Source organism: uncultured Gordonia sp. (genome assembly GCF_937858515.1).
GTDB lineage: Bacteria > Actinomycetota > Actinomycetes > Mycobacteriales > Mycobacteriaceae > Gordonia.
The window spans coordinates 22,633-46,913 of record NZ_CALLZT010000149.1; the positions used below are offsets into that span (position 1 = coordinate 22,633).

Genomic DNA, 24,281 nt, shown 5'->3' on the forward strand with positions numbered 1-24,281 from the left:
AATACCGCAGCTGCGTAAAGGTCCGAAATCGTTGCGAGCGATATTTATTAGCAAAGCTAGGGTAATGCGTCGCGAAACGCTGCGAGATGAGCCGATCGGTGGCACTCTGAAGAAATAGTGACTCCCGACACAGGGTTGCCTAACTTTTCTGGATTGATTCCAGAAAACTGATGACAAACCGCTGCGGCGCGCCTACCGTAGGTGAGGTGAGTGAGCAATCCACCTTCGCGGACCGAATCCGTGGCAGCGGCCTTCGGGTGACGCGGCCGCGGGTCGCCGTTCTGGAGGCCGTTCACTCTCATCCGCACGCCGATACCGACACCATCGTCGGTGCGGTGCGCTCCACACTGCCGGATGTCTCGACCCAGGCCGTTTACGACGTACTGCGGGCCCTGACCACTTCGCGGCTGATTCGCAAGATCCAGCCGTCCGGTCATCTCGCGCGCTACGAGGCCAGGATCGACGACAACCATCACCACGTGGTGTGCCGACAGTGCGGGACCATCGGCGACGTCGACTGCGCGATCGGCCAAGCCCCTTGTCTCACACCGTCGAACGACCAAGGCTTCGTCGTCGATGAGGCCGAGGTGATCTATTGGGGCCTGTGCCCCGACTGCTCGGCGACCCGGACCGAGACCGCCTGACCCAACCCTGTCCAGCCCCGACCCACTCCAACAAGGACCACCAACCAGCCCCCACGATTTTCCCGCTTGGCCGAACGATCAATACTGCGGCACAGCCATTTTCGCAGTCCAACCATCGACCGAACCCCAATCAGCGCGCCGGAGACCCACTTCCGGCGGGCAGTCGACTTACCTATTTTCTCGGTCGATCACCGAAAGGATCATCAATCTCATGAGCGAGACAACCGACACCCCCCAGACGCCGCAGGGCGGCACGGCACCGTCCGGCGGATGCCCGGTGGCCCACGACACCATCGCACCCCCCACCGAGGGCGGCGGCAACCGCGACTGGTGGCCGGGCCTGCTCAACCTGAAGCTGCTGGCGCACAATCCCGATGTCGGAAATCCCCTCGGTGGCGATTTCGACTACGATAAGGCGCTGGAAAGCCTTGACGTGGAAGCTCTTACGGCCGACGTCAAGGCTCTGCTGACCGATTCGCAGGACTGGTGGCCCGCCGACTTCGGCAATTACGGACCGCTGTTCATCCGCATGTCGTGGCATGCGGCCGGTACCTACCGCGTGTCCGACGGCCGCGGCGGCGCCGGTGCGGGCATGCAGCGTTTCGCCCCGCTCAACAGCTGGCCGGACAACGTGGGCCTGGACAAGGCGCGCCGTCTGCTGTGGCCGATCAAGAAGAAGTACGGCAACGCCCTGTCCTGGGCCGACCTGCTGGTCTTCGCCGGCAATGTCGCACTGGATGCGATGGGCTTCAAGACATTCGGTTTCGCGTTCGGCCGCAAGGACGAATGGGAGCCCGAAGAGGTGTACTGGGGCCCGGAGGCCGAATGGCTCGCCGATCGGCGCTACAGCGGCGAACGCGACCTCGCCAACCCGCTCGCAGCCGTGCAGATGGGCCTGATCTACGTCAATCCCGAAGGGCCCAACGGCAATCCGGATCCGCTCGCCTCGGCCATCGACATCCGCGAGACCTTCGGCCGGATGGCGATGAACGACGAGGAGACCGCCGCGCTGATCGTCGGCGGGCACACCTTCGGCAAGACCCACGGCAACGGTGACGGCGACAAGGTCGGTGCCGAGCCCGAGGCCGCACCGATCGAACAGCAGGGTCTGGGCTGGGTCAGCTCGGTGGGTACCGGCATCGGTCCCGACGCGATGGGCAGCGGCCTGGAGGTCATCTGGACGCACACCCCCACCAAGTGGGACAACAGCTTCCTGGAGATCCTCTACAGCAACGAGTGGGAACTGTTCCACAGCCCCGCCGGCGCGCAGCAGTGGCGGCCCAAGGACAACGGCTGGGCCAACTCGGTACCCGAGCCGTTCGGCCCTGGCAAGACCCATCCGTCGATGCTGACCTCCGACCTGGCACTTCGGTTCGACCCGATCTACGAGAAGATCACCCGCCGCTGGCTCGATCATCCCGACGAGCTCGCCGATGCGTTCGCCCGCGCCTGGTTCAAGCTGATCCACCGTGACATGGGCCCGGTCGACCTGTACCGCGGACCGCTGGTGCCGTCCGAGCACCTGCTGTGGCAGGACCCGATCCCGGCCGAGACCGCCTCCACCATCACCGACGCCGATGTGGCGACCCTCAAGGGTCAGCTCGCCGAGTCGGGGCTGACGGTGGCGCAGTTGGTGTCCACCGCGTGGGCCGCGTCGTCGTCGTTCCGTGGCAGCGACAAGCGCGGCGGCGCCAACGGCGGCCGCATCCGCCTGCAGCCGCAGGCCGGGTGGGAGGTCAACGAGCCCGACGCCCTGGCGCAGGTCATCGCCAAGCTCGAGGAGATCCAGGCGGCGTTCAACGCGGCCGGTGGCAACACCGTCTCGTTTGCCGACCTCGTGGTGCTCGGTGGCAACGTCGGCGTCGAGAAGGCCGCCAAGGCGGCCGGTCACGACGTCGCCGTCCCGTTCACCCCGGGCCGCGGCGACGCGACACAGGAGCTGACCGACGTCGAGTCGTTCTCCTACCTCGAACCGCGCGCCGACGGCTTCCGCAACTACCAAGGCAAGTCGTCGCAGGTCCCGGCCGAGTACGAGTTGCTCGACAAGGCCAACCTGCTCACCCTGTCGGCGCCGGAGCTGACCGTCCTCGTCGGCGGGCTGCGGGTGCTCGGTGCCAACTACGAGGACTCGACGCTGGGTGTGCTGACCGATCGGCCGGAGACACTCACCAACGACTACTTCGTGAATCTGCTCGACATGGGTACCAAGTGGGAGCCCTCGGCCGACGACGACGGCACCTACGTGGGTACCGACCGCGCCTCGGGCGAAGCCAAGTGGACCGGCAGCCGCGCCGACCTGATCTTCGGTTCCAACTCGCAGCTGCGGGCCCTGGCCGAGGTCTACGGGCAGGACGACGCCGCGGGCAAGTTCGTCGACGACTTCGTCGCCGCCTGGACCAAGGTCTCCAACCTGGACCGCTTCGACGTCTGAGTCCGACCCCTCGAAACCCGGTGAGACGACGATGTCCTCTCACCGGGTTTCGTCGTGTCCGAACCCTCAGGCGAACTGCCACGCCGCCGCGGCCGCAACGGCGCCGGTGGCATTCAGCGCCCAGTGCAACGCGATCGGTGCGATGAGGCTGGTCGACCGGTGCCGCAGCCAGCTCAGCACCAGCCCCGCGACCGCCGTCGCCACCACCGCCCCGACGATCCCGGCGATCTGCCCGAACGTCCCGCTGCCGAGGACACCGGAAAGTCCCTGGTTGCCGCCGGTCAGGCCCCGCGACGACGCGATGTGCCACAGCCCGAATGCGAACGCCCCGACGAAAAGCGCGTACCGCACGCCGAGCAGGTGGGTCAGACGACCGTGCAGGACCCCACGGAACGCGAGCTCCTCGGGGATCACTGTGTGCAGCGGGATCACGATTCCGGCCGCGAACAACGCGGGTAGCACCGCGTTGTACTTCTCCGACAGAAAGAACTGGCGCAAGGCCGGCACCGCGACAACTGCGGCGACCACCGCGACCACCACACCGATCGCGGCCGCCGCGTACGGCAGCGACGGACGGATCTGCGAACGCGCCAGACCCAGGTCGTCCCACCCGAGCCCGGACACCCGGGCCAGCACAACGAGAACGACAGCGGCAACGGGCACCACCGCGTAGTGGACGGCGGTGGGCAACTGCCCGAGGGCGACGAGAAGGTTGGCGGTCACGAGTATCGCGATCGTCGCGACGATCCAGAGCACCGAACCGAGCCGCGACCGCACCATCAAATCCTCCTGAACATTCGCCGACCACTGTGACGGCTCAGGGATTCAACCGATCACGGAACCGGAAAGTTCCCCGATCGAGACACCCCCGATCGAGACCCTTCCGTAACCGGTCGCCGTATGGCGGCCGACCGCTATGTCGGCGATCACATATTTCACCGGGCGCATTCTTCCGGCCGTGGCTATGCTGGTGCCTTCCCCCAGGGAAGGAGAAGGTGACATGACCTCCGGACACATCCGGCTCACCTCGCACAGCGGTGGCGCCGATGCCCCCCAAATCCATTGGGGTGCAAGAACAGCCGACGAGCGCGGACCGGTCGTGGGAACGACGATCACCCGCGGGCATCGCAACGTGATCGGCACGCACAGCGGGTCGTACAGCGTGTACCGGGCGCTGGCGGTGGCGGCCGGGGCGCTGTCCCGCGACCATCGCGCCGACCTGACCAACACCTCACCCACCGACCATATCGGCCCCTATCCGCAGTGGAGCGACCCGTCGGCGATCGTGAGCCTGGACCCGTGGGGTGCGATGGTGGCCGACGCATTCTCGGGCTACCTGGCGCGAGGCTTCGACATCCGGCCGACAATCGCCGTCACCAAGGCGCACGTGATCCTCCCCGAGATCACCGAGGCCATCGCCCGCGGTCGGCTGACCCCGGACGGTTCGGTGCTGTTCGACAGCGGTGCCGCCCTCGTCACCAAGGTGGCCGTCGAACCGGTGTGGTACCTGCCGGGGGTCGCAGCCCGATTCGGTTGCGGCGAAGGCGAATTGCGCCGAGTGCTGTTCGAGGAGACCGGCGGCATGTACCCGGAGCTGGTCACCCGCTCCGATCTGGACGTATTCCTGCCGCCGATCGGCGGGCAGACCGTCTACATCTTCGGCAACGCCCGCGATCTCGCCGATCCCGACGTCGAACTCACCGCCCGCGTGCACGACGAGTGCAACGGTTCGGACGTGTTCGGCTCCGACATCTGTACGTGCCGGCCATATCTGACGCACGCCATTGAGGAATGCATCCTCGGCACCCAGCGCGGTGGCGTGGGTCTGGTGTCGTACTCGCGCAAGGAGGGTCGCGCACTGGGCGAGGTGACCAAGTTCCTGGTGTACAACGCCCGCAAACGCCAGGAGGGCGGCGACACCGCCGACCAGTATTTCGCACGCACCGAATGTGTTGCGGGCGTGCAGGATATGCGGTTCCAGGAATTGATGCCCGACGTCCTGCACTGGCTCGGTATCCGCAAGATCCACCGGCTGGTGTCGATGAGCAACATGAAGTACGACGCGATCACCGGTTCGGGGATCGAGGTGGGTGAACGGGTCAACATTCCCGACGAGCTGGTTCCCGCCGATGCCCGCGTCGAGATCGACGCCAAGATGGCCGCCGGATACTTCACGCCGGGCCCCGTACCGGATGCGGATGCGCTCAAGCAGGTCCGCGGCCGGGGGCTCGGCGGATGACGGCCACCGAGGTGACATCCGCTGCGACGGACGTCGCCGCGGTGTTGCGCAGTACCACCACGATCCGCGAACGCGCCGGTCTGCTCCTGGAACGTGCGCGGGCAGGTGATTCTCGCTGGTTCACCGTCGACGACGCCGCGGTCACGGGCGCCGCGCACGAGGTGGCGGAGCTGACCCGATCCCGCTTTCCCGACCTTCAGATCCCCTATCACAGCAGGTGGCGGCACTTCGAGGCCGGCGGCGTCGATCGCCCCGCCCAACTCGAAGCGCGGCTCACCGGCCTGGACGCGCACGACCGGGCCCGCACCCTCATCGACCTGACGGTGGTCAGTGTCCTGCTCGACGCAGGTGCGGGTCCGGACTGGTCCTTCCGGGAATCGTCGCCGGACGGTGACCGCATCTACACCCGGTCGGAAGGTCTGGGTGTGGCGAGCTGGCACGCGTTCCTCGCCGGAACGTTCTCGTCGGCCCCCGATACCGCGCTGCGTGTCGACGCCGCCGGTCTGCGGGCGCTCACCGCCGAACAGCTGGCCGCGGCCTTCCAGGTCGGTGCGGACAATCCGCTGGTGGGCCTCGACGGCAGGCTCGACGTCCTGCATCGCCTGGGCGACGTGCTGGCCGCCGACCCGGACGTCTTCGGCTCCGACGGCCGTCCGGGAGGCCTCCTCAAGGCGATCACCACGGGCGGGCCGGTGACCGCCGAGACGGTCCTCGGTGCGGTCCTCGATCACCTCTCACCCATCTGGCCGTCGGGAAATACCTACACCGACGATTCAGGAAACGCTGTGGCACTGGGTGATTGCTGGTATCACCCGGCGCTCGACGGGTGCTCACCGGCGCCCGGCCGAATGCCGTTCCACAAGCTCTCGCAATGGCTCACCTATTCATTGATCGAGCCGCTGGAACTGAGCGGTTTCCCGGTCACCGGTCTCGACGGTCTCACGGGTCTGCCCGAATACCGCAACGGCGGACTACTCCTGGACACCGGCGTGCTGACCCTGCGCGACCCGGATTTCGCCGATCGCCCGTGGCGGGTGGACGACGAACTCGTAGTCGACTGGCGCGCATTGACTGTCGCCCTCCTCGACGAGATCGCCGGCGAGGTACGCGCCGAACTGGGTGTCACCGCAACACAACTCCCGCTGGCCTGCGTCCTCGAAGGCGGCACCTGGGCTGCGGGCCGCGTCACCGCCGGACGTCTGCGCGGTGGCCTACCACCGTTGACCATCATCAGCGACGGCACCGTCTTCTAGAGACAGGAGCACACAGTGGAACAACTGACCGTCATCGATCACCCGCTGATCGAACACAAACTCACCCTGATGCGCCAGAAGGAGACCTCCACCAACGACTTCCGGCGTCTGATGACGGAGATCTCGACGCTGATGGCGTACGAGGTGCTGCGCGACATCCCGATGCACGAGATCCCCATCGACACCCCGATGGAGTCCACCACCGGCCGGGTGATCGACGGCAAGAAGGTGGTGATCGCGGCGGTGCTGCGGGCCGGTTCACAGATCGCCGACGGCATGCTGACGGTGGTCCCGGGCGCCCGCATCGGCCACATCGGCCTGTACCGCGACCCGAAGACGCAGGTGGTGGTGGAGTACTACTTCAAGATGCCCGGCGACCTCGGCGAACGCGACGTCGTCGTCACCGACCCCCTGCTGGCCACCGGCCATTCGGCGGTCGCCGCCGTCGACCGCCTCAAGGAGTACGCCCCCAGATCGATCAAGTTCGTGTGTCTGGTCGCCAGCCCCGAGGGCCTGAAAATCCTCACAGAGGCCCACCCCGACGTCACCATCTACACCGCCGCGGTAGACCGCGAACTCGACGCCCACGGCTACATCCTCCCCGGCATCGGCGACGCCGCCGACCGAGTCTTCGGCACCGACTGATAAATCTGGGAGCCCCATCTCACCAGACCCTTCGTGACGCGGTCGGCTCCTTCGTCGCGCGACGGCTCCTCAGGGATCAAGAAGGCACCCTCACCACACTTCTTGATCCCCCAGACCCGAACCAACACAACCAACCATCGTGATCCCGAAGACCCCAACCAACACGACCAACCATCTCGATCCCGAAGACCCGAAGCGACGCGACCAACTATCTCGATCCCGAAGACCCGAAGCGACGCGACCAACTATCTCGATCCCGAAGACCCGAAGCGACGCGACCAACTATCTCGATCCCGGAGACCTCAAACGACGCGACCAATCATCTTGATCCCTGAGGCCGAAGCGACGCAGGAGCGAGGGTCACGAAGGGTCAGGTGACCTACCCACCTGACGCAACCACACATACGGAACAATTGCGACCCATGGCACGACACATCGTCGACGCAATGGACCGGCACCAGGTCCCGATCTACATCGCCGCAATCGCAGCAGGAGCCGCCGCGGGAGCCAGCGCACCCGGAACCACCGAGTCCTTCTCGGTTGCGATGAACCCGGCACTGGCCGCACTTCTCTACGTCACCTTTCTGCAGGTCCCGATCGCCTCCCTCGCCGAGGCGGCACGCGACACCCGTTTCATCTCGGCACTGCTCATCGCCAACTTCGTCGTCGTCCCGCTGCTCGTGGCGGGGCTGCTCCCACTGCTACCCGACGACGACGCCGTCAAGATCGGCGTCCTCCTGGTCCTCCTGTGCCCATGCGTCGACTACGTGGTGGTGTTCACCGGCCTGGCCGGCGGCGACGCGGCACGACTCGTCGCCGCAACACCGCTACTCCTTCTGGCCCAGATGGCCCTGCTCCCCCTGTACCTGCGGATCTTCCTGGGCGACGACATCACCGACGTCCTGGATGTGCGCCCGTTCGTCGAGGCGTTCGTGATCATCATCGTGGTGCCCCTGCTACTGGCGTGGCTGACGCAGTGGGCGGTAAGCACGGACGAACACCGAGCCGTCGCGCGCGGCTGGGATCGCTGGCCGCAGGCGGCCGCCGCCACGATGGTCCCGCTGATGGTGCTGGTCCTGCTCGTGGTGACCGCCTCGCAGGTGCCCCATATCGACGGCCGGGCCGGCGATGTGGCCCGGGTGGTACCCGTCTACGCCGTGTTCCTCGCCGCGATGATCTTCCTCGGCGCAGCGCTGGCACGGCTCTGGCGGCTACCGGCGTCCCGTGCCCGTGCGGTGGCGTTCTCGGGCGCGACCCGTAACTCGCTCGTCGTGATGCCGCTGGCGATAGCCCTGCCCGCCGGTATGGAGATCACCGCGGCGGTCATTGTCGCCCAGACCCTCGTGGAGGTCGTCGGGATGGCGATCTGCGTACGCGCCGTCCCCGCCCTCATCAAGAACTGACGATCACAGGGGTCCTGTGGGCAGCTGCCGGCGGACCAGTTTGCCGGTGGGATTGCGGGGCAGTTCGTCGACAAACACCACATCGCGGGGCACCTTGTAGCGGGCGAGGTGCGTCTTGACGTGCGCCTTGATGTCCTCGGGTGTGGGATCGGCACCCTCGGCGCGAACGATGAAGGCCCGCAACCGGGTTCCGAATTCGTCGTCGGGCACCCCGATGACCGCGACGTCGTCGACGGCCGAGTGTTCGGCGAGCAGGTTCTCCACTTCGAGTGGGTATACGTTCTCGCCGCCGGAGACGATCATGTCGTCGTCGCGGCCCTCGATGAACATCAGCCCGTCGGCGTCGAAGCGGGCCATGTCGCCGGTGGACATGTAGCCGTCGATGATCGCCTTGTTGCGGCCGTCGGTGTAGCCCTCGAACGGGACGCCGTTCTTGACGAACAACCGCCCGCGGACGTTGGGCGCGGTGATCTGGTTATCGTCGGCGTCGTAGAGCCGCAGGCGGCTGGAAATCGGTGCGCGCCCAACGGTTCCGGGCGCCTGACGCAGTTCGTGAGGCTGTGCGATGGACGCGATCGCCACCTCGGTGGAGCCGTACAGGTTGTACAGCACGTCACCGAACGCGTCTTGGATCGCCTCCGACACCGCCGGCGACAACGCTGACCCGGCGATGACGATCACCTTGAGCGCCGAAAGGTCGTACTTGCCGAGCACCTCGGGTCCGAGCGCGACCATACGGTGCAGCATCGTCGGCACCGCCACCAGCATCTCGACCTTCTCGGCGGCCATCGTGGCGACGGTCTGCTCGGCGTCGAAGCGACGGCGCAGCACCAGCCGATTGCCCAGCGCCAGGTTCACGCCACTGGTGGCGAATCCGGTGGCGTGGAACAGCGGCGAGACGATCATCGATGTTCCCTTGCGGGGGAACGGAATCCGGTCGAGCAGCAGTACGCTGGCGAACGGCGACATCGCACCGCGGGTGGCCCCCTTCGGCAGCCCGGTGGTACCGCTGGTCAGGATCACCAACCCGGCGGCGGCATCGGGTTCGGCCGGTGCGGTGGTGTCACCGGTCGCCGCGATCGCATCGAGAGTGAGCACACCTTCCGGGGCGTCGCCGTCGACCCAGGTGAGGACGCGCGGCAGATGCTCGGGCAACGCGTCGGCGAGGGTTGCAAACTCCTCGTCGTAGAGGATGGCGCTGAGCTTTTCGCGTTCGGCGACCTCCACGAACTGGGTCGCGCCGAAGCCGGTGTTCATCATCACCAGCCGCAGCCCGGCCTTGCCGGCCGCTGCCATCGTGATGAGCAGGCCCCGGTGGTCGCGGGCGATCACCCCGATCACCGACCCGCGCTCAATCCCCTTGGCCAGCAAGGCATTTGCCAAACTGTTGGATTGCTTGTCGAAGTCGCCGTAGGTGATGGTGCCATGTTCGTCGGTAACCACCGGATCATCGGCAAACTTCTCACCACCGTTGACGGCCAGCGCGGCCATCGGTCCGAGCCGTTCTCCCCGCTTGGCCGCGAGCGCCACCCGGTGCGGTCTGCTGAACTCCACGAGCCCGTGGCCACGCAGCACCCGCACCAGCCCGACGACGTCGGTCACCGACTCTTTCAAACCACCCAGTGAAACCATGCCCACTCCCCAATCATCGCCGCGAGGCGTTCTGTCGGGGGTAGCCTAGCGAGGTATCAGCCGTTTGGAAACATTTCGTCGTTCTTGTTCCATTGACCAGCCCGCCGACACTACTCAGGCGTGCGGCACGTCGGCCGACAGTCCGCCGTCCATCACGAACTCCGAACCGGTGGAGTACGACGATTCATCGCTGGCCAGGAACACCACGAACGTCGCAACCTCACTCGACTCGGCGGACCGGCCCATCGGCACCTTGACCATGCCCTCCGGAATCCCTTCCGTCATCGGGGTTTTGATCAGGCCCGGGTGGATGGAGTTGACGCGCACATTGTGCGGTGCCAGTTCGAGGGCGGCCGATTTGGCCAAGCCGCGCACACCCCACTTGGACGCCACGTAGCCATGCGCCCACGGACTGCCGCGCAGACCCTCGACAGACGACACGTTGATGATGGAGCCGCCACCGCCGTCGATCATCGGCTGCGCGACGCTCCGGATACCGAGGAAGGTGCCGGTGAGGTTGACGTCGATGATCTGCCGCCACTTCTCCACCTTGAAGTTCTGGATGGCGGCACCGTTGACGATGCCCGCGTTGTTCACCAGCACGTTGACGGTGCCGAATTCGGCGATGGTGGTGGCGACGGCCGCCTCCCAGTCCTCCAGCGAGGTCACGTCCAGGTGTACGTACCGCGCCGAATCGCCGATCTCTGCGGCCAATGCCTTGCCCTCGTCGTCGAGGATGTCGCCGATCACGACCTTCGCGCCTTCGGCCACGAGGGCCCGCGCATGGGCCGCACCCATGCCCCGGGCGCCGCCGGTGATGATCGCAACTTTGTTCTCTACTCGTCCCATGGCGAGCAACAGTACCGCCTGAATGCCGAAATTAGAACAAGTTCTAGCCATCTTCGGCGCCGCGTGATCTACTGATATGGACACCAGTCCGGACAATTGTTCATCTACCTGCGGAAACGTCCCGGACCTGCACACACATCAGTGGGAGGCAACACACACCATGGCCATTCGCGTCGGGATCGTCGGCACCGGAAACGCGGGCAGGCTCGCCCTGCGTCAGCTCATCGACGACAGCAGGTTCGAGTTGGTCGCGGTCAGCGTTTCGACCCCGGAAAAGGCCGGCAAGGACGCGGCCGAACTGACCGGAACCGCCGGCCCTGATACCGGCATCATCGCCGCCCTCGGCCTCGACCACGTGGTCGCAGCCCGCCCCGACTGCGTGGTCTATACAGCGATGGGCGACACCCGCCCGATCGAGGCGTTCAACGACTGCCGCCGCTTCCTCGACGCCGGCATCAACGTGGTCGGCACCGCGCCGGGCGGCCTGCAGTATCCGTGGGGTGTGATGCCGCCGAAGGCGATCGACAAGATCGAAGGATCGGCCCGCGAGGGCGGGGCGTCGATCTTCATCTCCGGCGTCGACCCGGGTTTCGCCAACGACCTGATCCCGTTCGCGTTCGCCGGCACTTGCCAGAACGTGCAGCAGGTGCGGTGCATGGAGATCGCCGACTACGCCACCTACGACGGTTCCACCGTCATGTTCGACGTGATGGGTTTCGGGCTGCCGATGGACCAGACACCGATGCTGTTCCTGCCCGGCATCCTGGGCATGGCATGGGGCACCACCCTGGCGATCCTGGCCGCGGGCTTCGGCGTCACCATCGATGAGGTGCGTGAGCATCACGAAAGCGAGCCCGCCCCGGAGACTTTCGATATCGCCGCCGGAACCATCGAGAAGGGCACGCGCGCGGCGGTGCGGTTCGAGATCACCGGCATGGTGAACGGGCAGCCGGCGATCGTCATCGAGCACATCACCCGCCTGCGCGACGACCTGCGGCCCGACTGGGCGCGGCCCGCGCAGGACGGTGGCTCGTACCGGGTGGAGATCGTCGGTGAGCCGTCCTACCGCGTCGACATCTGCCCCACCAGCAGCGTCGGCGACCACAACCACGCGGCGATCGTCGCGGGCGTCGGACGTGTGGTCAACGCCATCCCCGCAGTTGTCGATGCCGCACCCGGCGTGCTCACGGCACTGGATCTGCCGCTGATCACCGGGCCCGGGCTGGCCCCGGTCTGACCCCGCGGACCGCGGCCGCTACCGCGGGGTAATCTCAGGTGCCATGAGCGAGCATCAGTGGAAAGCGTTCACGGTCACCATCGCCGACGGCATCGCCGAGGTCACCCTCATCGGTCCTGGCAAGGGCAACGTGATGGGCCCGGACTTCTGGAACGAATTACCTGCGGTGTTCGCCGAACTCGACCGCGACGACGCGGTGCGGGTGGTAGTCCTCTCGGGTTCGGGCAAGAACTTCTCCTACGGCCTCGACCTGCCCGGCATGGCCGGTGATCTGGCCCCTGCCCTGGCCCCTGACTCCAGGGCCGCCGCGCGCACCCGTTTCCACGACATGATCCTGCGTATGCAGTCGGGTGTGAACGCCGTGGCGGACTGCCGCAAACCCGTGATCGCCGCCATCTGGGGCTGGTGCATCGGCGGCGGCGTCGACCTCATCACCGCCGCGGATTTCCGGTACGCCTCGGCCGACGCCAAGTTCAGCATCCGCGAGGTCAAGGTGGGCATGGTCGCCGACATGGGCACTCTGGCCCGGATCCCGGCGATCATCGGCGACGGCCATTTCCGTGAACTGGCACTGACCGGCCGCGACATCGACGCCGCCCGTGCCGAGCGCATCGGCCTGGTCAACGACGTGTTCGACGACGCGGAGGCCACCCTCGCCGCCGCCCGCGCGGCCGCGACCGAGATCGCCGACAATCCGCCGCTGGTGGTGCACGGCATCAAGCAGGTCCTCGACCGGGCACGCAGCGCCGCGGTCGACGACAGCCTGCGGTTCGTCGCCGCCTGGAATGCCGCGTTCCTGCCGTCCAACGACCTGTCCGAGGCGATCACGGCCATCTTCGAAAAGCGCAAGCCGAATTTCATCGGCGACTGAGCCGATCCGTCCGTCCGGGCCTACCTCCCGGACGGACGGGCTCTATCAACGCGGCCGCAGCCTGAACACCGGGATCTGCCGCTGCGTGCGCTGCTCGTAGAGATCGAAGTTGGGCCATACCGAACGCAGCACCTGCCACGCCTGGGCGCGTTCGTCACCGCTGAGTTCAGTTGGCACACAATCCCATTGCCTGCCGCCGTGCGAGACACCGATCGTGTCGGCGGCACGCACGTTGTACACCCATTGCGGCATGGAGGCGGCACCGAAATACGATCCGGCGATCAGTCGATCGGCACCGTCCGGGGCGGACAACAGCCGGGTGCGCCGCACGATGCCACTCTTACGCCCGGGCACATCGAGGGTGATGTTGGGCAGGTCGGCGATGTCGAGCAGGCTGTAACGCTGACCGGTTACCTTCTGAATAGCGCTGTCGCACTTGACGATCTGCGGCAGATACCGGGGCATCCATTCGATCGATCCGATCGTGACGGCCAGTCGCTTGCGTACTCCCATGCGTGACAGTGTGCCATCAGCGCCGTCAACTCCGTCATCCACAACCGCTGGGCTGTGGATACCGTGATCGCGCAATCGAGCCGCACGGCGCACTATTCGCCCATGGAACAAAACACCCTGCACGCCCGGCCACATCAACTCACCCGGACGCTGTCCACGGTCGCCGATCTCCGCGATGATTGGCTACGCCGCAAAGGCGACCTGACGTTCACCTACACCGCGCTCTGGTTCACATTTCTCGATTCGGACAATCGGACGATCCCCGCCCACAACACCGTCGACCTCGCGATCCGCCCCGATCCGCACGGAATCAATCTGCTGATGCGCACGATCGCCGAGATCTGCGAGGATGACACCTCCGTCGCATTCCTCCTCGTCAGACCCGGCGAGGACGACGATGTCTCCGCCACCGACACCGAGTGGGCGCGCCTGCTCAGCCTCGCCGCGCGCGAACACGGGGTACACATCCGCCCCACCCACCGCGCCAACAACACCACAGTCCGCGCCGTCGGCGGCTGGTAAGCCCCGAACCTGCCCCACCGCTGCTGGTTGAGGTGCCCCGGCTCTGCCGGTTGGGGTGTGACGAGCGCAAGCAACGAGCGCGCTCGTCTCACCTCAACCGGCGGGCCGTACCCTACGTCGTGATCGCAGCGGTGAGCGTCGCAGCGAGCAGCTTGGCGAACCCGGCGGGATCGGGCAGGTCACCGCCCTCGGCAAGCACCGCCATCCCGTAGATCAGTTGAGCCGTCGGCTCAAGTTCGGAGTGATCGGCCGACGCCGCGAACGCCTCGTTGAGCCCCTTGACCAACGCGTGATCGGGATTGATCTCCAGCGCCCGCTTGGTCTTGGGAACGTCCTGACCTGATGCCCGATACAGCTTCTCCAGCTGCGGCGACATCGAGAAGGTGTCGCCGACGAGGCAGGCCGCCGACTCAGTGAGCCGGTGCGAGATACGCGCCTCGGTGACGTCGTCGCTGAGCGCCTCACCCAGCCAGGTCAGCAGATCGCCGTATTCGGCTGCGTCCTTGGCCTTCGCGTCCTCGGATTCTGACTTGTCGGCGTCATCGAGTTCGTCGAGGTCCACCGCACCCTTGGCGATCGACACAAAGCTCTTGTCCTCGAACTCGATTCCCGACGCCGACCACATCTCATCGACCGGGTCGCTGAGCAGCAGAACTTCGATTCCCTTGGCGCGGAACGCTTCCAGATGCGGCGAGTTCTCGATCTGCTTGCGCGATTCGCCGGTCATGTAGTAGATCGACTTCTGTCCACTCACCATGCGGCCCACATAGTCGGCGAGTGTGGTCAGCGCTTCGTCAGAATTGGTGGACTCGAATGACGACGCCTTGAGGATGGCGTCGCGATTGTCGAAGTCGTTGACGAGGCCTTCCTTGAACACACGGCCGAAGTTCTGCCAGAAGGTCTTGTAGTCGTCGGGCCGGGTCGACTGGATGTCGGCGACCGTCGAGATGACCTTCTTGGTGAGACGACGACGAATGGCACGGATCTGCCTGTCCTGCTGCAGAATCTCGCGGGAGACGTTGAGCGACAGGTCGGCCGCATCCACCACACCTTTGACGAACCGCAGGTATTCGGGCATCAGCTCTTCGCAGTCGTCCATGATGAAGACGCGTTTGACGTACAGCGACACCCCGGTGGTGCGTTCGCGCATGAACAGGTCGAACGGCGCCTGCGTCGGGATGAACAGCAACGCCTGATATTCGAAGGTGCCTTCGGCCTTGAACGGGATGGTTTCGAGCGGGTCGTCCCAGGCGTGTGCGACGTGCCGGTAGAACTCCTTGTACTCCTCGTCGCTGACCTCATCCTTGGACTTGGCCCACAATGCCTTCCGCGAGTTGAGGGTTTCGGCCTCGACGGTCGTGGTTGTGACCGGTTCGGCGTCCTCCTCCTCGGCCGGGGTGGTCGTGGTCTTCTCGACGTCCATGCGGATGGGCCAGGAGATGAAGTCGGAGTACTTCTTCACCAGGGCGCGCAGCTTGTGCTGGTCGGCGTAGTCGTACAGGTGGTCTTCGGTGTCGACCGGCTTGAGTTGCAGTGTCACCGAGGTGCCCTGCGGGGCGTCATCGACGTCGGCGATGGTGTAGGTGCCGTCGCCGGTCGACTCCCAGCGGGTGCCGGTGGTGTCGCCGGCTTTGCGGGTGACGAGGGTGACCTTGTCGGCGACCATGAACGTCGAGTAGAAACCGATGCCGAACTGGCCGATCAGCTCTTCGGAGGCAGCGGAGTCCTTGGCTTCGGCGAGTTTGCGGCGCAGTTCGGCGGTGCCGGAGCGCGCGAGGGTGCCGATAAGCCCGATCACTTCGTCGCGGTTCATGCCGATGCCGTTGTCGACGACGGACAGCACCCGGTCGTCGGTGTTCGGCACGAGCTGGATGTGCAGGTCACTGGCATCGACGTCGAGGTCTTTGTCCTGCAACGATGCCAGGCGCAGCTTGTCCAGCGCGTCCGATGCGTTGGAGATCAGCTCCCGCAGAAAGCTGTCCTTGTTGGAGTAGATCGAATGGACCATCAGGTCGAGCAGCTGACGGGACTCCGCCTGAAACTCGTGGACCTCTGGTTGCGCACTCACCGAAATACCTCCGCTGTTCTCACTCTGGCGTCCTGTTCTGGGACGCTGTTCACCACGTGTTCGCGATCGCGAACGCGCCGAAATTCTACTTGGCGGTGCCGACACGACGCCGAAGGCCCTGTCAGCACGGGCCCGGTCCTTCTATGGTGGCTGGGTGGCCCCCCGACTGCTGTTCGTGCACGCGCATCCCGACGACGAGTCGTTGTGGACGGGCGGCACGATCGCGCGGCATATCGCCGCAGGTGGGGACGCCGATCTCATCGTATGTACGTGGGCGCCCGGTACGAGCCGGCACGCCGAGGTGGTGGACGCGGCCCGGATTCTCGGCCTGCCGCGCGAGCCGATCGCCCTCGGCTATGCCGACGACAGGATCCCCGAGTCGGCGCCGGGCGCGCCCCGCTTCTGTGAGGCCCGCTTCGATTCGCAGGTCCGGGTGATGGTCGAGCACATCCGCCGGCTGCGCCCGGACGCAGTGGTCACCTACGACCCGATCGGTGTGTACGGCCATCAGGACCACATCCACACCCACCGCCTCGCCGACGCCGCCGCCCGCGCCGCCGCAGTCCCCAACATCTATCGACGCCTGGGCGATCCGTGGCAGGTCAAGTCCATCTACGAGGTCACTGCCACGGCATGGATGATCGACATCCTCTGGGAGCACGTCTTCGACGACATGCCGGTAGAACGGCTACAGGGCACCCCGGACCACGAGGTCGATCTCCGCGTCGACATCGAGTCCGCCGCGATCGTCGACCGCAAGGAGTCCGCGATCAGCGCCCACCACACGGAGATGGACCGCAGCCTCGCCATGAAAGCCCTGATGACTCTGCCCCCCGAGATCCGCCGCACCCTCCTGGCCACCGAATGCTATCGCCGCCGCGACCTCACCCCCGGCGGCATCGACCTCCTCTGACGAGATACACCACCACATCGAGCACCTTCTCGATCCCCACGACCAGAGCGACCAACCGTCTCGATCCCCGAAACCGAAGCAAAAAACGAGCAAAGGACCAACCATCTTGATCCCTGAGGCCGAAGCGACGAAGGAGCGAAGAACCAACCATCTTGATCCCTGAGGCCGAAGCGACGAAGGAGCGAAGAACCAACCATCTTGATCCCTGAGGCCGAAGCGACGAAGGAGCGAGGGTCACGAAGGGTCCGGCGACCCGAGGCTCCCAAACGACACCGCGTTAACCCGTTCACAGGCGAGCCCACTCTTGCTAGCGTTGCTAGCTGGAGGTAACCATGGCAACGCTGACGATTCGCAATCTCCCGGACGAGACGCAACGTGCCCTCAAAGCCAGGGCCGCCCGCAACGACCGATCCATGGAAGCGGAGGTGCGTGACATCTTGCAGAACGCCGTCGCCTCGGAGCAGGACTTCATCACGGGATGGCTTGCCAGTGCTGAGAGCCTTCGTGGTGAATTCACCCTGCCCGACCGCTCCGCCGCTCGTCACGTCGATCTCGCCTGATGATTGTTGCTGACACCAACATCCTGTCCGAACCTCTGCGACCTCAGCCGGATCACCGTGTGATCCGTTGGCTTGCGGCGCACGCACCTGAACTCGCGATTACGACCTTCACGGTCGCGGAGCTTCGCTATGGGGTGTACCGGCTTCCCGTCGGACGTCGGCGGCACGCACTGGATGCGGCGGTCACCGCACTCGTGACGCAGGCCGGTGATCGTCTACTCAGCTTCGGCCCTGCCGCTGCTGAGCACTACGCCGCCATTCGCGCAGAGCGAGAATCGAAGGGTGTCCACGTCGGCGTCGAAGACACCATGACCGCTGCTATCTGCAAGGTGTCAAACTACCCGATAGCGACCCGCAAGGTCGCGGACTTCCAAGGTGCCGGCACCCCAATCATCAACCCCTTCGACTCACCCACCTGACCAGCCTTCCCGCGACCAAAACTTCGTCCCGCTCTTCGGATGTCGCGATATCGGAAGAGCGGGACGAAGTTTCGGTCGCGGGAGTGGTCGATGTGTTGGCTCTGAGACCGGCGGTGTCGGTGGTGTCCATTAGAGTTGTCCGGGTGATCACCGGTGAGCTCAAAAGCAAGATCGACCGCATCTGGGACGCCTTCTGGTCCGGCGGCATCTCCAACCCCCTCGAAGTCATCGAACAACTCACCTACCTGCTGTTCATCCGCCGCCTCGACGATGTCCAGACGCTCGCCGAACGCAAAGCGAACATCACCGGCAAACCCCTCGAGAACCCGGTCTTCGACCCAGACCAAACCCACCTGCGGTGGTCCCAGTTCAAGAATGCCTCTCCCGAGGTCATGCACCACACCGTCGCCAACCACGTCTTCCCACTCCTGCGGTCGCTCGGTGACGGCACCACCTACAGCGACCACATGCGTGATGCCCGCTTCACCATCCCCACCCCGGCCTTGCTGTCGAAGGTCGTCGACATGCTCGACGACATCCCGATGGCCGACCGCGACACCAACGGAGACCTGTACGAGTACCTGCTGTCGAAGATCGCCGCCGCCGGCGTGAATGGCCAATTCCGCACTCCCCGCCACATCATCGACCTGATGGTGCAGATGACCGCGCCCGGCCCGGCCGACGAGATCTGCGACCCGGCATGCGGCACCGCGGGCTTCCTGGTCGCGGCGAGCGAGTACATCCGCGACACCCACACCGACGCCCTTCTCGATGCCAAGCAGCGCAACCATTTCCACAATTCGATGTTCCACGGCTACGACTTCGATTCGACGATGCTGCGGATCGGTTCGATGAACATGCTCCAGCACGGCATCGAGTCCCCCGACATCCGCTACCGCGACTCCCTCTCCGAAGGCGCCAGCGACGACGCCGAGAAGTACACCCTGATCCTCGCCAATCCCCCGTTCGCCGGCTCCCTCGACTACGAAGCCACCAGCAAAGACCTCCAACGCGTCGTAAAAACGAAGAAGACCGAACTCCTGTTCCTGGCCCTGTTCCTCAAACTCCTCAAGCCGGCCGGCCGGGCCGCGGTCATCGTCCCCGACGGTGTCCTGTTCGGATCTTCAAAGGCGCACAAGACTCTTCGGCAGATCATCGTCGACGACCAGAAACTCGACGCCGTCGTCAAACTCCCCTCCGGCGTCTTCCGCCCCTACGCCGGCGTCTCCACCGCCATCCTGTTCTTCACGAAAACCAACTCCGGCGGCACCGACAACGTCTGGTTCTACGACGTCCAAGCCGACGGCTTCTCCCTCGACGACAAACGCAACCCCGTCGACGCCAACGACCTCCCCGACGTCCTCACCCGCTGGAACAACCTCAACGCCGAGGCCGACCGCCCCCGCACCGCCCAATCCTTCCTCGTCCCCAAAGCCGGCATCATCGCCCAGGGCTACGACCTGTCCCTCAACCGCTACAAAGAGATCGAATACGACGAAGTTGAGCACCGCCCACCGTTGGACATCATCGCCGACATCGAAAAGTTAGATGCCGAAATCACACAGGGCATCGCCGAGCTGAAAGCGATGCTGTGTCGACAGAGGTAACACTTGGAGATGTCGCTCAGTGGGGCAGTGGCGGCACGCCAAAACGAAGTATCCCCGAATACTTCGGCGACGGGACACCGTGGCTGTCGATCGCAGACTTGAACGATGGCATCGTCACGAGTGCCAAAGAGTCGCTCACTGCCGACGGGATTGCCAACAGCGCAGCCAAGATCGTTCCACCCGGAACACTCCTCGTCGCAATGTACGGCTCAATCGGCAAACTCGGTATTGCCGCGACCGAGATGGCAACGTCTCAAGCAATCGCCTTCGCGAAGCCCCGGGAAGACCTAGTTGACCGACGTTATCTGTTCCATTACTTACTTGCCCAGCGCCCAAGGCTGCAAGCCTTGGGCCGCGGCGGAACGCAAATGAATATCGGCCAAGCAGATCTCAAGGCGTGGCCGATCCCCCTTCCTTCCCTCCCCGAACAACGCCGCATCGCCACAATCCTCGACCACGCCGACACCCTCCGCACCAAACGCCGCCAAGTCCTCACCCACCTCGACTCGCTGGCCGATGCGACTTTCCTCGAAACGTTCGGACCTCCCCAGCTATGGCCGACCCACTGGTCGATGGGAACGATCGGTGAACTTGCCACAAACGTCGATTACGGAACGTCCGGCAAGGCGGGCGACACCGGTGAATGGCCGATTCTTCGTATGGGTAATGTCACCGATGACGGCCACCTCGACCTCTCCGATCTGAAGTACATCGACCTCACACCTGCAGAGATCCCCAAGTACACCGTGAGGCGTGGTGACATGGTGTTCAACCGAACCAATAGCAAGGAGAAAGTCGGCAAAGCCGCGGTGATTCGGACGGACGAGCCGCTTGCCCTGGCGGGGTACCTCGTCAGAGTTCGCTTCGACGACTCCGCATCTGCCGAGTTTGTGTCGGCGTATCTGAGGAGCCCACACGGGAAAGCAGTCCGGAAGAAATTAGCGAAAACTGCAGTAAACCAGGCCAACATCAACGCAACCGAGATGCAAAGAATAGCGATCGCGCAGCCTCCGGCATCAGTTCGCAAATCCTTCCAATCTATACTGGAATCAATCCACTATCAACGGATAGAGACTGAGCATGTTTTGGAAGCCGACAACGATCTCTTCATATCACTCCAATCCCGCGCCTTCCGTGGAGCCCTGTAGTCAGACATGGCTACCCGATGCACTACGGTAGACGCATGCGTAAAGCTGATCCCAGTCTCCTCGAACGGATGGACGTCCGTGCGGCACTCGAAACCGAAATCTCCAGCGCACAGCGAGACCTCCTGCCCGTCCAAGTCGGCGATCTGGCCGCCGAGAACCATCTCGACGAGGTTGCTCAGATCATTGATACCCGAGCCAAAGAGGGTAACGTGGGCACTGAGGCTGCACCAGTACTCGCGGCCAGCAAATGGCGTCACGGACGGCGGCCCGTAGCCGCGATACCGCTGCCAGAGCGCGTCCTCTATCGATCAGCTGCTAGACTCCTTGACGCAGGACTCGCCAAAGAGCGAGGAAAAGGCGACTTCTCGTCGTTCACTAGCGCGCCAGTCGAAAATGGCGACGACTTCGTAATTGTCACAGATCTCGCAAACTTCTACTCCTCAATTCAAATTGATAGACTTTCCCGCGTTCTTCTATCCAGGACCGGCGAGTGGTCGACTATCAACTGGTTAAATGACTTTCTACACGGAATCTCTCCTGACGTAGGTGGTCTCCCTCAAGGAAGTACGGTTAGCGATAGGCTCGCTGACACTTACGCAGATACGCTCTTACGCAGATTACGCCGCCGCGGCCTATCCGTCTGGAGATACTCCGACGACTTCCGCATTGGTGCGTCTAGCTATCAGAATGCGATCAACTCACTCGAGATCTTCGATGAAGAGGTTCGATCGATGGGGCTATTCGTCAACGAGCGCAAGACATACGTCATGAGTAGAGACAGATACGTAGAAAGTCGAGGTCGACAGCACGCTTTCCTCACCGAAGCATGGGAACAGAAGCGGGAAGAATTGACAACAGTCGACTTCTACAGCTTCGAGGTGCATGAACCGGCAGATATATCCGTGTTCTGCGGGGTCGCTTTGGACGAGATGGATGCGTGGGCCAAAGACATTGCGCACAACCGCGACAATGATCAAATACCACAGCCCGTCCGACTCGATCTGGGACTCGCACTGGCTGTCGTCACCATAGCTAAAGACCCCGCAGCACTGGTCTATATCTCCGACCTTCTACTAATGGAACCTCAGATGGCACACCAAGTCGCTGACTACCTCTATGTGATGTCGGAAACACACGCAAAAGCAGTCGATAACACGGTAATTCAGATCATAAAGAACGCATCCCTGAGTAAATGGACATCATTGTGGCTGTGCCACGGACTGAGCAACCCTGCGAGCGAACACGCTTCACTTCCCTGGGGATCTGACGATATAAATCCAGAGGTGAGGGACTGGATTAGGACTCTAACATGGCACAACGATGCGGTCGTTTCCTCCCATGCCACCTGGGCATTGGCAATTAACGGAGCCCTAACCAAGGAGGACTGGATACGCCTCAACTCTAAACAAGGGCCTTACAGCCAGCAGTATACAGCTGCGACACTCGGAAAACTCAGAAACACGAACAAAGAAAACAATGACAGTGGGGACCAGTTCGATGCCATAGTGCGGAAATGGGCCCAGTCGTTATGAATGAAAGTGGCGTAAGATCGCAGTACGCCGAGGATGTGTGCGAATTCGTTTGGCTGGCATTGGCAGCTTACGATAGGACACAGAGGACTACTTCAAATATTGCAGATTGGCAGCAAACTGGCAATGAACCTTCGAGAGCAGTACTGTCCGCAATATGTGAGATCGCCAGTTACGTAGAAGCCTTCGCTGCCGAATCGTTCATTGATCACGCCGAAACTGTTTCGTCGATGTGTGTAGAACCGATACCGAAGATCGTTCGAGAATCTGTTCGAAAGCCCCTCGAGAGCACATGGAAGGGAAGGCTGGAGTTCATTAAAATCTGGTTGGATCCGGAATATGGCAGCACCGATTCATGGAAGGAGTGGATGGGTTTCGTCGAGGCAAGGAATGCGTGGGCACACGGCCAAGGGAAACTGACAAAGCGCCAGCTCCAGAATCAAGAGGTCCGGGCAAACATTAAGCGCTCAGGCCTCACTGTGACGGATGGACTGATATCTGGAAGCGCCGAGGACGTAAGGAAGTGCGCATGTATAGCAGTCGAATTCATTGACTGGATTGACCAACGTGTGAAGCGTTCGTAGTTCTGCCACCAGTGTTCGTATCGCGGGTCACAATGGATCACTATTTAGCCATCAATGGCGACACCGAGCCCGTCAACTGACTGGCAAGAGCTGTAGATTTGATGAGGCACCGACCAGCTGAACGGACCGACACCCTGGTCGGGCAAGCCGACGACTGCGCTGTTGCTACCACGGTACGGCACTGCCCGCTCTTTTTAACTACCGCCAGAAATCACGTCGGGGGGTTGTCTATCCTACTTCTTCTCTTCGTCCGCCTTGTCAACATCGTCACCCTTACCACCCTTTTCGCTCTTCATAACGCCGTCAGGTGTCCACTCATCAACCCCCTTGAGTGGACGCCCTAAGAGAAACAGTACGCCCGGAGAAGCGACAAATACCGTGAGCGCAAAGATGACTCCAATTAGCTGATAGCCAACACTTGCACTCGCCTGCACCTTCCCGGCCACGTCCCGGATCACGAAACCTGAAAATACGAGTAACGCTACCGAAAGCCCGGCGGCAAAAAACGCTAGCTTCTTCCAAGCCTCCGCCTGCTCAACTAGCTTCTCCGCCATCAAGGCAACGGCTCGTAAGTATCTGCGACGGATCTTCGCATCCGACTCTGGAATCTTCTCAAAGACGGAAGAGAGCGTGCTAACAGCACTGTGCGGCTCCTGCGTCATGAAAGCCTGGAGGCCGTCTCGTGGTAGCGGTCGTTTGCTCGAATCCACTAGAATCGCTGCGTCTGGAATAGCTGCCACCGTGGCCGCGGCATCCGCCCAAGATTCAAACTCGAGCAGATAGATCACGTAATCGTCTTCACCGTCACGAACCAGATCAGTTTCTGTCCACCCGGCTGCCTGCAACCTGGCTTCACCTTCAGTGTCGTCCTTGCGGATCTTGTACGAAACGGTCGGCATGATGTGTTCCCCTCAGCTATGGGTCTTGTGTCACGAAACTCTACTCTCAGACGTAGCTTTCGGTCAGACTTTTAGGAACGATGCTCCGACCCACAGCCACACAGTAGGACCTCCGAGCACCAGCACGAACACCCAGTCCACGATCTCGTCCCCGTCGTGGGCGCGCTCGCTCCAACATACGCTTCGCCTCGGGGTTCGCGGCCTCCGCCGCGCCCGCTGGGTCGTACGTGAACAGTGCCACGCCCACCTCGTCGGCGTAGTCCAGAGCTTGCGTGCTGCAGCCGGACGCGCTGAAGAAGACGAGCTCGTCTGAGC

Annotated in this window: 21 protein-coding genes; 15 read left to right on the forward strand and 6 right to left on the reverse strand. The window is 63.7% G+C overall.

The genetic code is table 11. From position 1 onward, the window contains the following. Positions 1–170: 170 nt before the first annotated feature. Together Q0627_RS14475 and katG are read left to right on the forward strand one after the other, a co-directional pair. The gene (locus tag Q0627_RS14475) at positions 171–644 is read left to right on the forward strand and encodes a Fur family transcriptional regulator (RefSeq protein WP_291020043.1); all 474 of its coding nucleotides are present in this window, start codon (positions 171–173) and stop codon (positions 642–644) included. Between the two features lie 211 nt (positions 645–855). Next, complete coding sequence (gene katG / locus Q0627_RS14480; protein WP_298810937.1) at positions 856–3,075, forward strand: catalase/peroxidase HPI; 2,220 nt, start codon at positions 856–858, stop codon at positions 3,073–3,075. A gap of 66 nt (positions 3,076–3,141) precedes the next feature. Here katG and Q0627_RS14485 read toward each other — a convergent pair whose 3' ends face one another. After that, positions 3,142–3,855, reverse strand: a complete 714-nt coding sequence (locus Q0627_RS14485; protein ID WP_298810940.1) for a CPBP family intramembrane glutamic endopeptidase — start codon at positions 3,853–3,855, stop codon at positions 3,142–3,144. Between the two features lie 184 nt (positions 3,856–4,039). On the opposite strand from Q0627_RS14485, the gene Q0627_RS14490 reads away from it, so the two are divergent. The 4 genes from Q0627_RS14490 (at position 4,040) to Q0627_RS14505 (ending at position 8,615) form a co-directional block, all read left to right on the forward strand. Beyond that, positions 4,040–5,314 carry a GTP cyclohydrolase II gene (locus Q0627_RS14490; protein WP_291018080.1) on the forward strand — a complete coding sequence of 425 codons (1,275 nt, stop codon included), beginning with the start codon at positions 4,040–4,042 and terminating at the stop codon, positions 5,312–5,314. Continuing rightward, positions 5,311–6,567: a URC4/urg3 family protein gene (locus Q0627_RS14495; RefSeq protein WP_298810943.1), complete on the forward strand. Its 1,257-nt coding sequence runs from the start codon at positions 5,311–5,313 to the stop codon at positions 6,565–6,567. Before Q0627_RS14490 ends, Q0627_RS14495 begins: the two co-directional genes overlap by 4 nt. A gap of 15 nt (positions 6,568–6,582) precedes the next feature. Further along, positions 6,583–7,212, forward strand: a complete 630-nt coding sequence (gene upp / locus Q0627_RS14500; protein WP_298810946.1) for a uracil phosphoribosyltransferase — start codon at positions 6,583–6,585, stop codon at positions 7,210–7,212. A 422-nt stretch (positions 7,213–7,634) separates the two neighbouring features. Next, positions 7,635–8,615 (forward strand): arsenic resistance protein, encoded by a 981-nt coding sequence (locus Q0627_RS14505; protein ID WP_298810949.1) that lies wholly within the window; start codon positions 7,635–7,637, stop codon positions 8,613–8,615. Positions 8,616–8,618: 3 nt separating this feature from the next. Here Q0627_RS14505 and Q0627_RS14510 read toward each other — a convergent pair whose 3' ends face one another. Beyond that, positions 8,619–10,247: an AMP-binding protein gene (locus tag Q0627_RS14510; RefSeq protein ID WP_298810951.1), complete on the reverse strand. Its 1,629-nt coding sequence runs from the start codon at positions 10,245–10,247 to the stop codon at positions 8,619–8,621. A 114-nt stretch (positions 10,248–10,361) separates the two neighbouring features. Continuing rightward, the gene (locus Q0627_RS14515; protein WP_291020445.1) at positions 10,362–11,096 is read right to left on the reverse strand and encodes a glucose 1-dehydrogenase; all 735 of its coding nucleotides are present in this window, start codon (positions 11,094–11,096) and stop codon (positions 10,362–10,364) included. A gap of 160 nt (positions 11,097–11,256) precedes the next feature. Between Q0627_RS14515 and Q0627_RS14520 the strand changes: the two genes are divergently transcribed. Continuing rightward, positions 11,257–12,333, forward strand: a complete 1,077-nt coding sequence (locus Q0627_RS14520; RefSeq protein WP_298810954.1) for a diacylglycerol kinase — start codon at positions 11,257–11,259, stop codon at positions 12,331–12,333. Positions 12,334–12,376: 43 nt separating this feature from the next. Then, positions 12,377–13,204 (forward strand): crotonase/enoyl-CoA hydratase family protein, encoded by an 828-nt coding sequence (locus Q0627_RS14525; RefSeq protein WP_291015143.1) that lies wholly within the window; start codon positions 12,377–12,379, stop codon positions 13,202–13,204. A gap of 45 nt (positions 13,205–13,249) precedes the next feature. Here Q0627_RS14525 and Q0627_RS14530 read toward each other — a convergent pair whose 3' ends face one another. Then, on the reverse strand, positions 13,250–13,717 hold the full coding sequence (locus tag Q0627_RS14530; RefSeq protein ID WP_291015145.1) for a nitroreductase family deazaflavin-dependent oxidoreductase: 468 nt from the start codon (positions 13,715–13,717) through the stop codon (positions 13,250–13,252). A 102-nt stretch (positions 13,718–13,819) separates the two neighbouring features. Here Q0627_RS14530 and Q0627_RS14535 point away from each other — a divergent pair, with 102 nt between their 5' ends. Then, on the forward strand, positions 13,820–14,239 hold the full coding sequence (locus Q0627_RS14535) for a hypothetical protein (protein ID WP_291015147.1): 420 nt from the start codon (positions 13,820–13,822) through the stop codon (positions 14,237–14,239). Positions 14,240–14,351: 112 nt separating this feature from the next. Here the strand turns inward: Q0627_RS14535 and htpG are convergent, their stop codons facing one another. Further along, positions 14,352–16,307 carry a molecular chaperone HtpG gene (htpG, locus tag Q0627_RS14540; protein WP_291015149.1) on the reverse strand — a complete coding sequence of 652 codons (1,956 nt, stop codon included), beginning with the start codon at positions 16,305–16,307 and terminating at the stop codon, positions 14,352–14,354. A gap of 154 nt (positions 16,308–16,461) precedes the next feature. Between htpG and Q0627_RS14545 the strand changes: the two genes are divergently transcribed. The 6 genes from Q0627_RS14545 to Q0627_RS14570 all read left to right on the forward strand — a co-directional run bounded on the left by Q0627_RS14545 (position 16,462) and on the right by Q0627_RS14570 (position 22,486). Next, positions 16,462–17,220, forward strand: coding sequence for a PIG-L family deacetylase (locus tag Q0627_RS14545; RefSeq protein ID WP_291015150.1), 759 nt, complete (start codon positions 16,462–16,464; stop codon positions 17,218–17,220). 332 nt (positions 17,221–17,552) lie between these two features. Then, complete coding sequence (locus Q0627_RS14550; protein WP_291015152.1) at positions 17,553–17,780, forward strand: FitA-like ribbon-helix-helix domain-containing protein; 228 nt, start codon at positions 17,553–17,555, stop codon at positions 17,778–17,780. Continuing rightward, on the forward strand, positions 17,780–18,199 hold the full coding sequence (locus Q0627_RS14555; protein WP_291015153.1) for a type II toxin-antitoxin system VapC family toxin: 420 nt from the start codon (positions 17,780–17,782) through the stop codon (positions 18,197–18,199). Before Q0627_RS14550 ends, Q0627_RS14555 begins: the two co-directional genes overlap by 1 nt. A gap of 143 nt (positions 18,200–18,342) precedes the next feature. Continuing rightward, positions 18,343–19,806 (forward strand): class I SAM-dependent DNA methyltransferase, encoded by a 1,464-nt coding sequence (locus tag Q0627_RS14560; RefSeq protein ID WP_291015154.1) that lies wholly within the window; start codon positions 18,343–18,345, stop codon positions 19,804–19,806. After that, positions 19,791–20,954 carry a restriction endonuclease subunit S gene (locus Q0627_RS14565; RefSeq protein WP_298810965.1) on the forward strand — a complete coding sequence of 388 codons (1,164 nt, stop codon included), beginning with the start codon at positions 19,791–19,793 and terminating at the stop codon, positions 20,952–20,954. Before Q0627_RS14560 ends, Q0627_RS14565 begins: the two co-directional genes overlap by 16 nt. 35 nt (positions 20,955–20,989) lie before the next feature. Then, positions 20,990–22,486, forward strand: a complete 1,497-nt coding sequence (locus Q0627_RS14570; RefSeq protein ID WP_291015158.1) for an RNA-directed DNA polymerase — start codon at positions 20,990–20,992, stop codon at positions 22,484–22,486. Positions 22,487–23,300: 814 nt separating this feature from the next. On the opposite strand, the gene Q0627_RS14575 is transcribed toward Q0627_RS14570, so the two are convergent. Continuing rightward, the gene (locus tag Q0627_RS14575; RefSeq protein ID WP_291015160.1) at positions 23,301–23,966 is read right to left on the reverse strand and encodes a hypothetical protein; all 666 of its coding nucleotides are present in this window, start codon (positions 23,964–23,966) and stop codon (positions 23,301–23,303) included. Positions 23,967–24,281: the final 315 nt, after the last annotated feature.

Excerpts from the sequence above, each read along its gene's own strand:
- Q0627_RS14555 (WP_291015153.1), top strand. The coding sequence starts at position 17,780 with ATGATTGTTGCTGACACCAACATCCTGTCCGAACCTCTGCGACCTCAG.
- Q0627_RS14490 (WP_291018080.1), top strand. The coding sequence starts at position 4,040 with ATGCTGGTGCCTTCCCCCAGGGAAGGAGAAGGTGACATGACCTCCGGA.
- Q0627_RS14575 (WP_291015160.1), bottom strand. The coding sequence starts at position 23,966 with ATGCCGACCGTTTCGTACAAGATCCGCAAGGACGACACTGAAGGTGAA.
- Q0627_RS14535 (WP_291015147.1), top strand. The coding sequence starts at position 13,820 with ATGGAACAAAACACCCTGCACGCCCGGCCACATCAACTCACCCGGACG.
- Q0627_RS14505 (WP_298810949.1), top strand. The coding sequence starts at position 7,635 with ATGGCACGACACATCGTCGACGCAATGGACCGGCACCAGGTCCCGATC.
- Q0627_RS14515 (WP_291020445.1), bottom strand. The coding sequence starts at position 11,096 with ATGGGACGAGTAGAGAACAAAGTTGCGATCATCACCGGCGGCGCCCGG.
- Q0627_RS14510 (WP_298810951.1), bottom strand. The coding sequence starts at position 10,247 with ATGGTTTCACTGGGTGGTTTGAAAGAGTCGGTGACCGACGTCGTCGGG.
- Q0627_RS14520 (WP_298810954.1), top strand. The coding sequence starts at position 11,257 with ATGGCCATTCGCGTCGGGATCGTCGGCACCGGAAACGCGGGCAGGCTC.
- katG (WP_298810937.1), top strand. The coding sequence starts at position 856 with ATGAGCGAGACAACCGACACCCCCCAGACGCCGCAGGGCGGCACGGCA.
- Q0627_RS14475 (WP_291020043.1), top strand. The coding sequence starts at position 171 with ATGACAAACCGCTGCGGCGCGCCTACCGTAGGTGAGGTGAGTGAGCAA.
- Q0627_RS14530 (WP_291015145.1), bottom strand. The coding sequence starts at position 13,717 with ATGGGAGTACGCAAGCGACTGGCCGTCACGATCGGATCGATCGAATGG.
- Q0627_RS14485 (WP_298810940.1), bottom strand. The coding sequence starts at position 3,855 with ATGGTGCGGTCGCGGCTCGGTTCGGTGCTCTGGATCGTCGCGACGATC.
- Q0627_RS14525 (WP_291015143.1), top strand. The coding sequence starts at position 12,377 with ATGAGCGAGCATCAGTGGAAAGCGTTCACGGTCACCATCGCCGACGGC.
- Q0627_RS14495 (WP_298810943.1), top strand. The coding sequence starts at position 5,311 with ATGACGGCCACCGAGGTGACATCCGCTGCGACGGACGTCGCCGCGGTG.
- Q0627_RS14550 (WP_291015152.1), top strand. The coding sequence starts at position 17,553 with ATGGCAACGCTGACGATTCGCAATCTCCCGGACGAGACGCAACGTGCC.
- Q0627_RS14570 (WP_291015158.1), top strand. The coding sequence starts at position 20,990 with ATGCGTAAAGCTGATCCCAGTCTCCTCGAACGGATGGACGTCCGTGCG.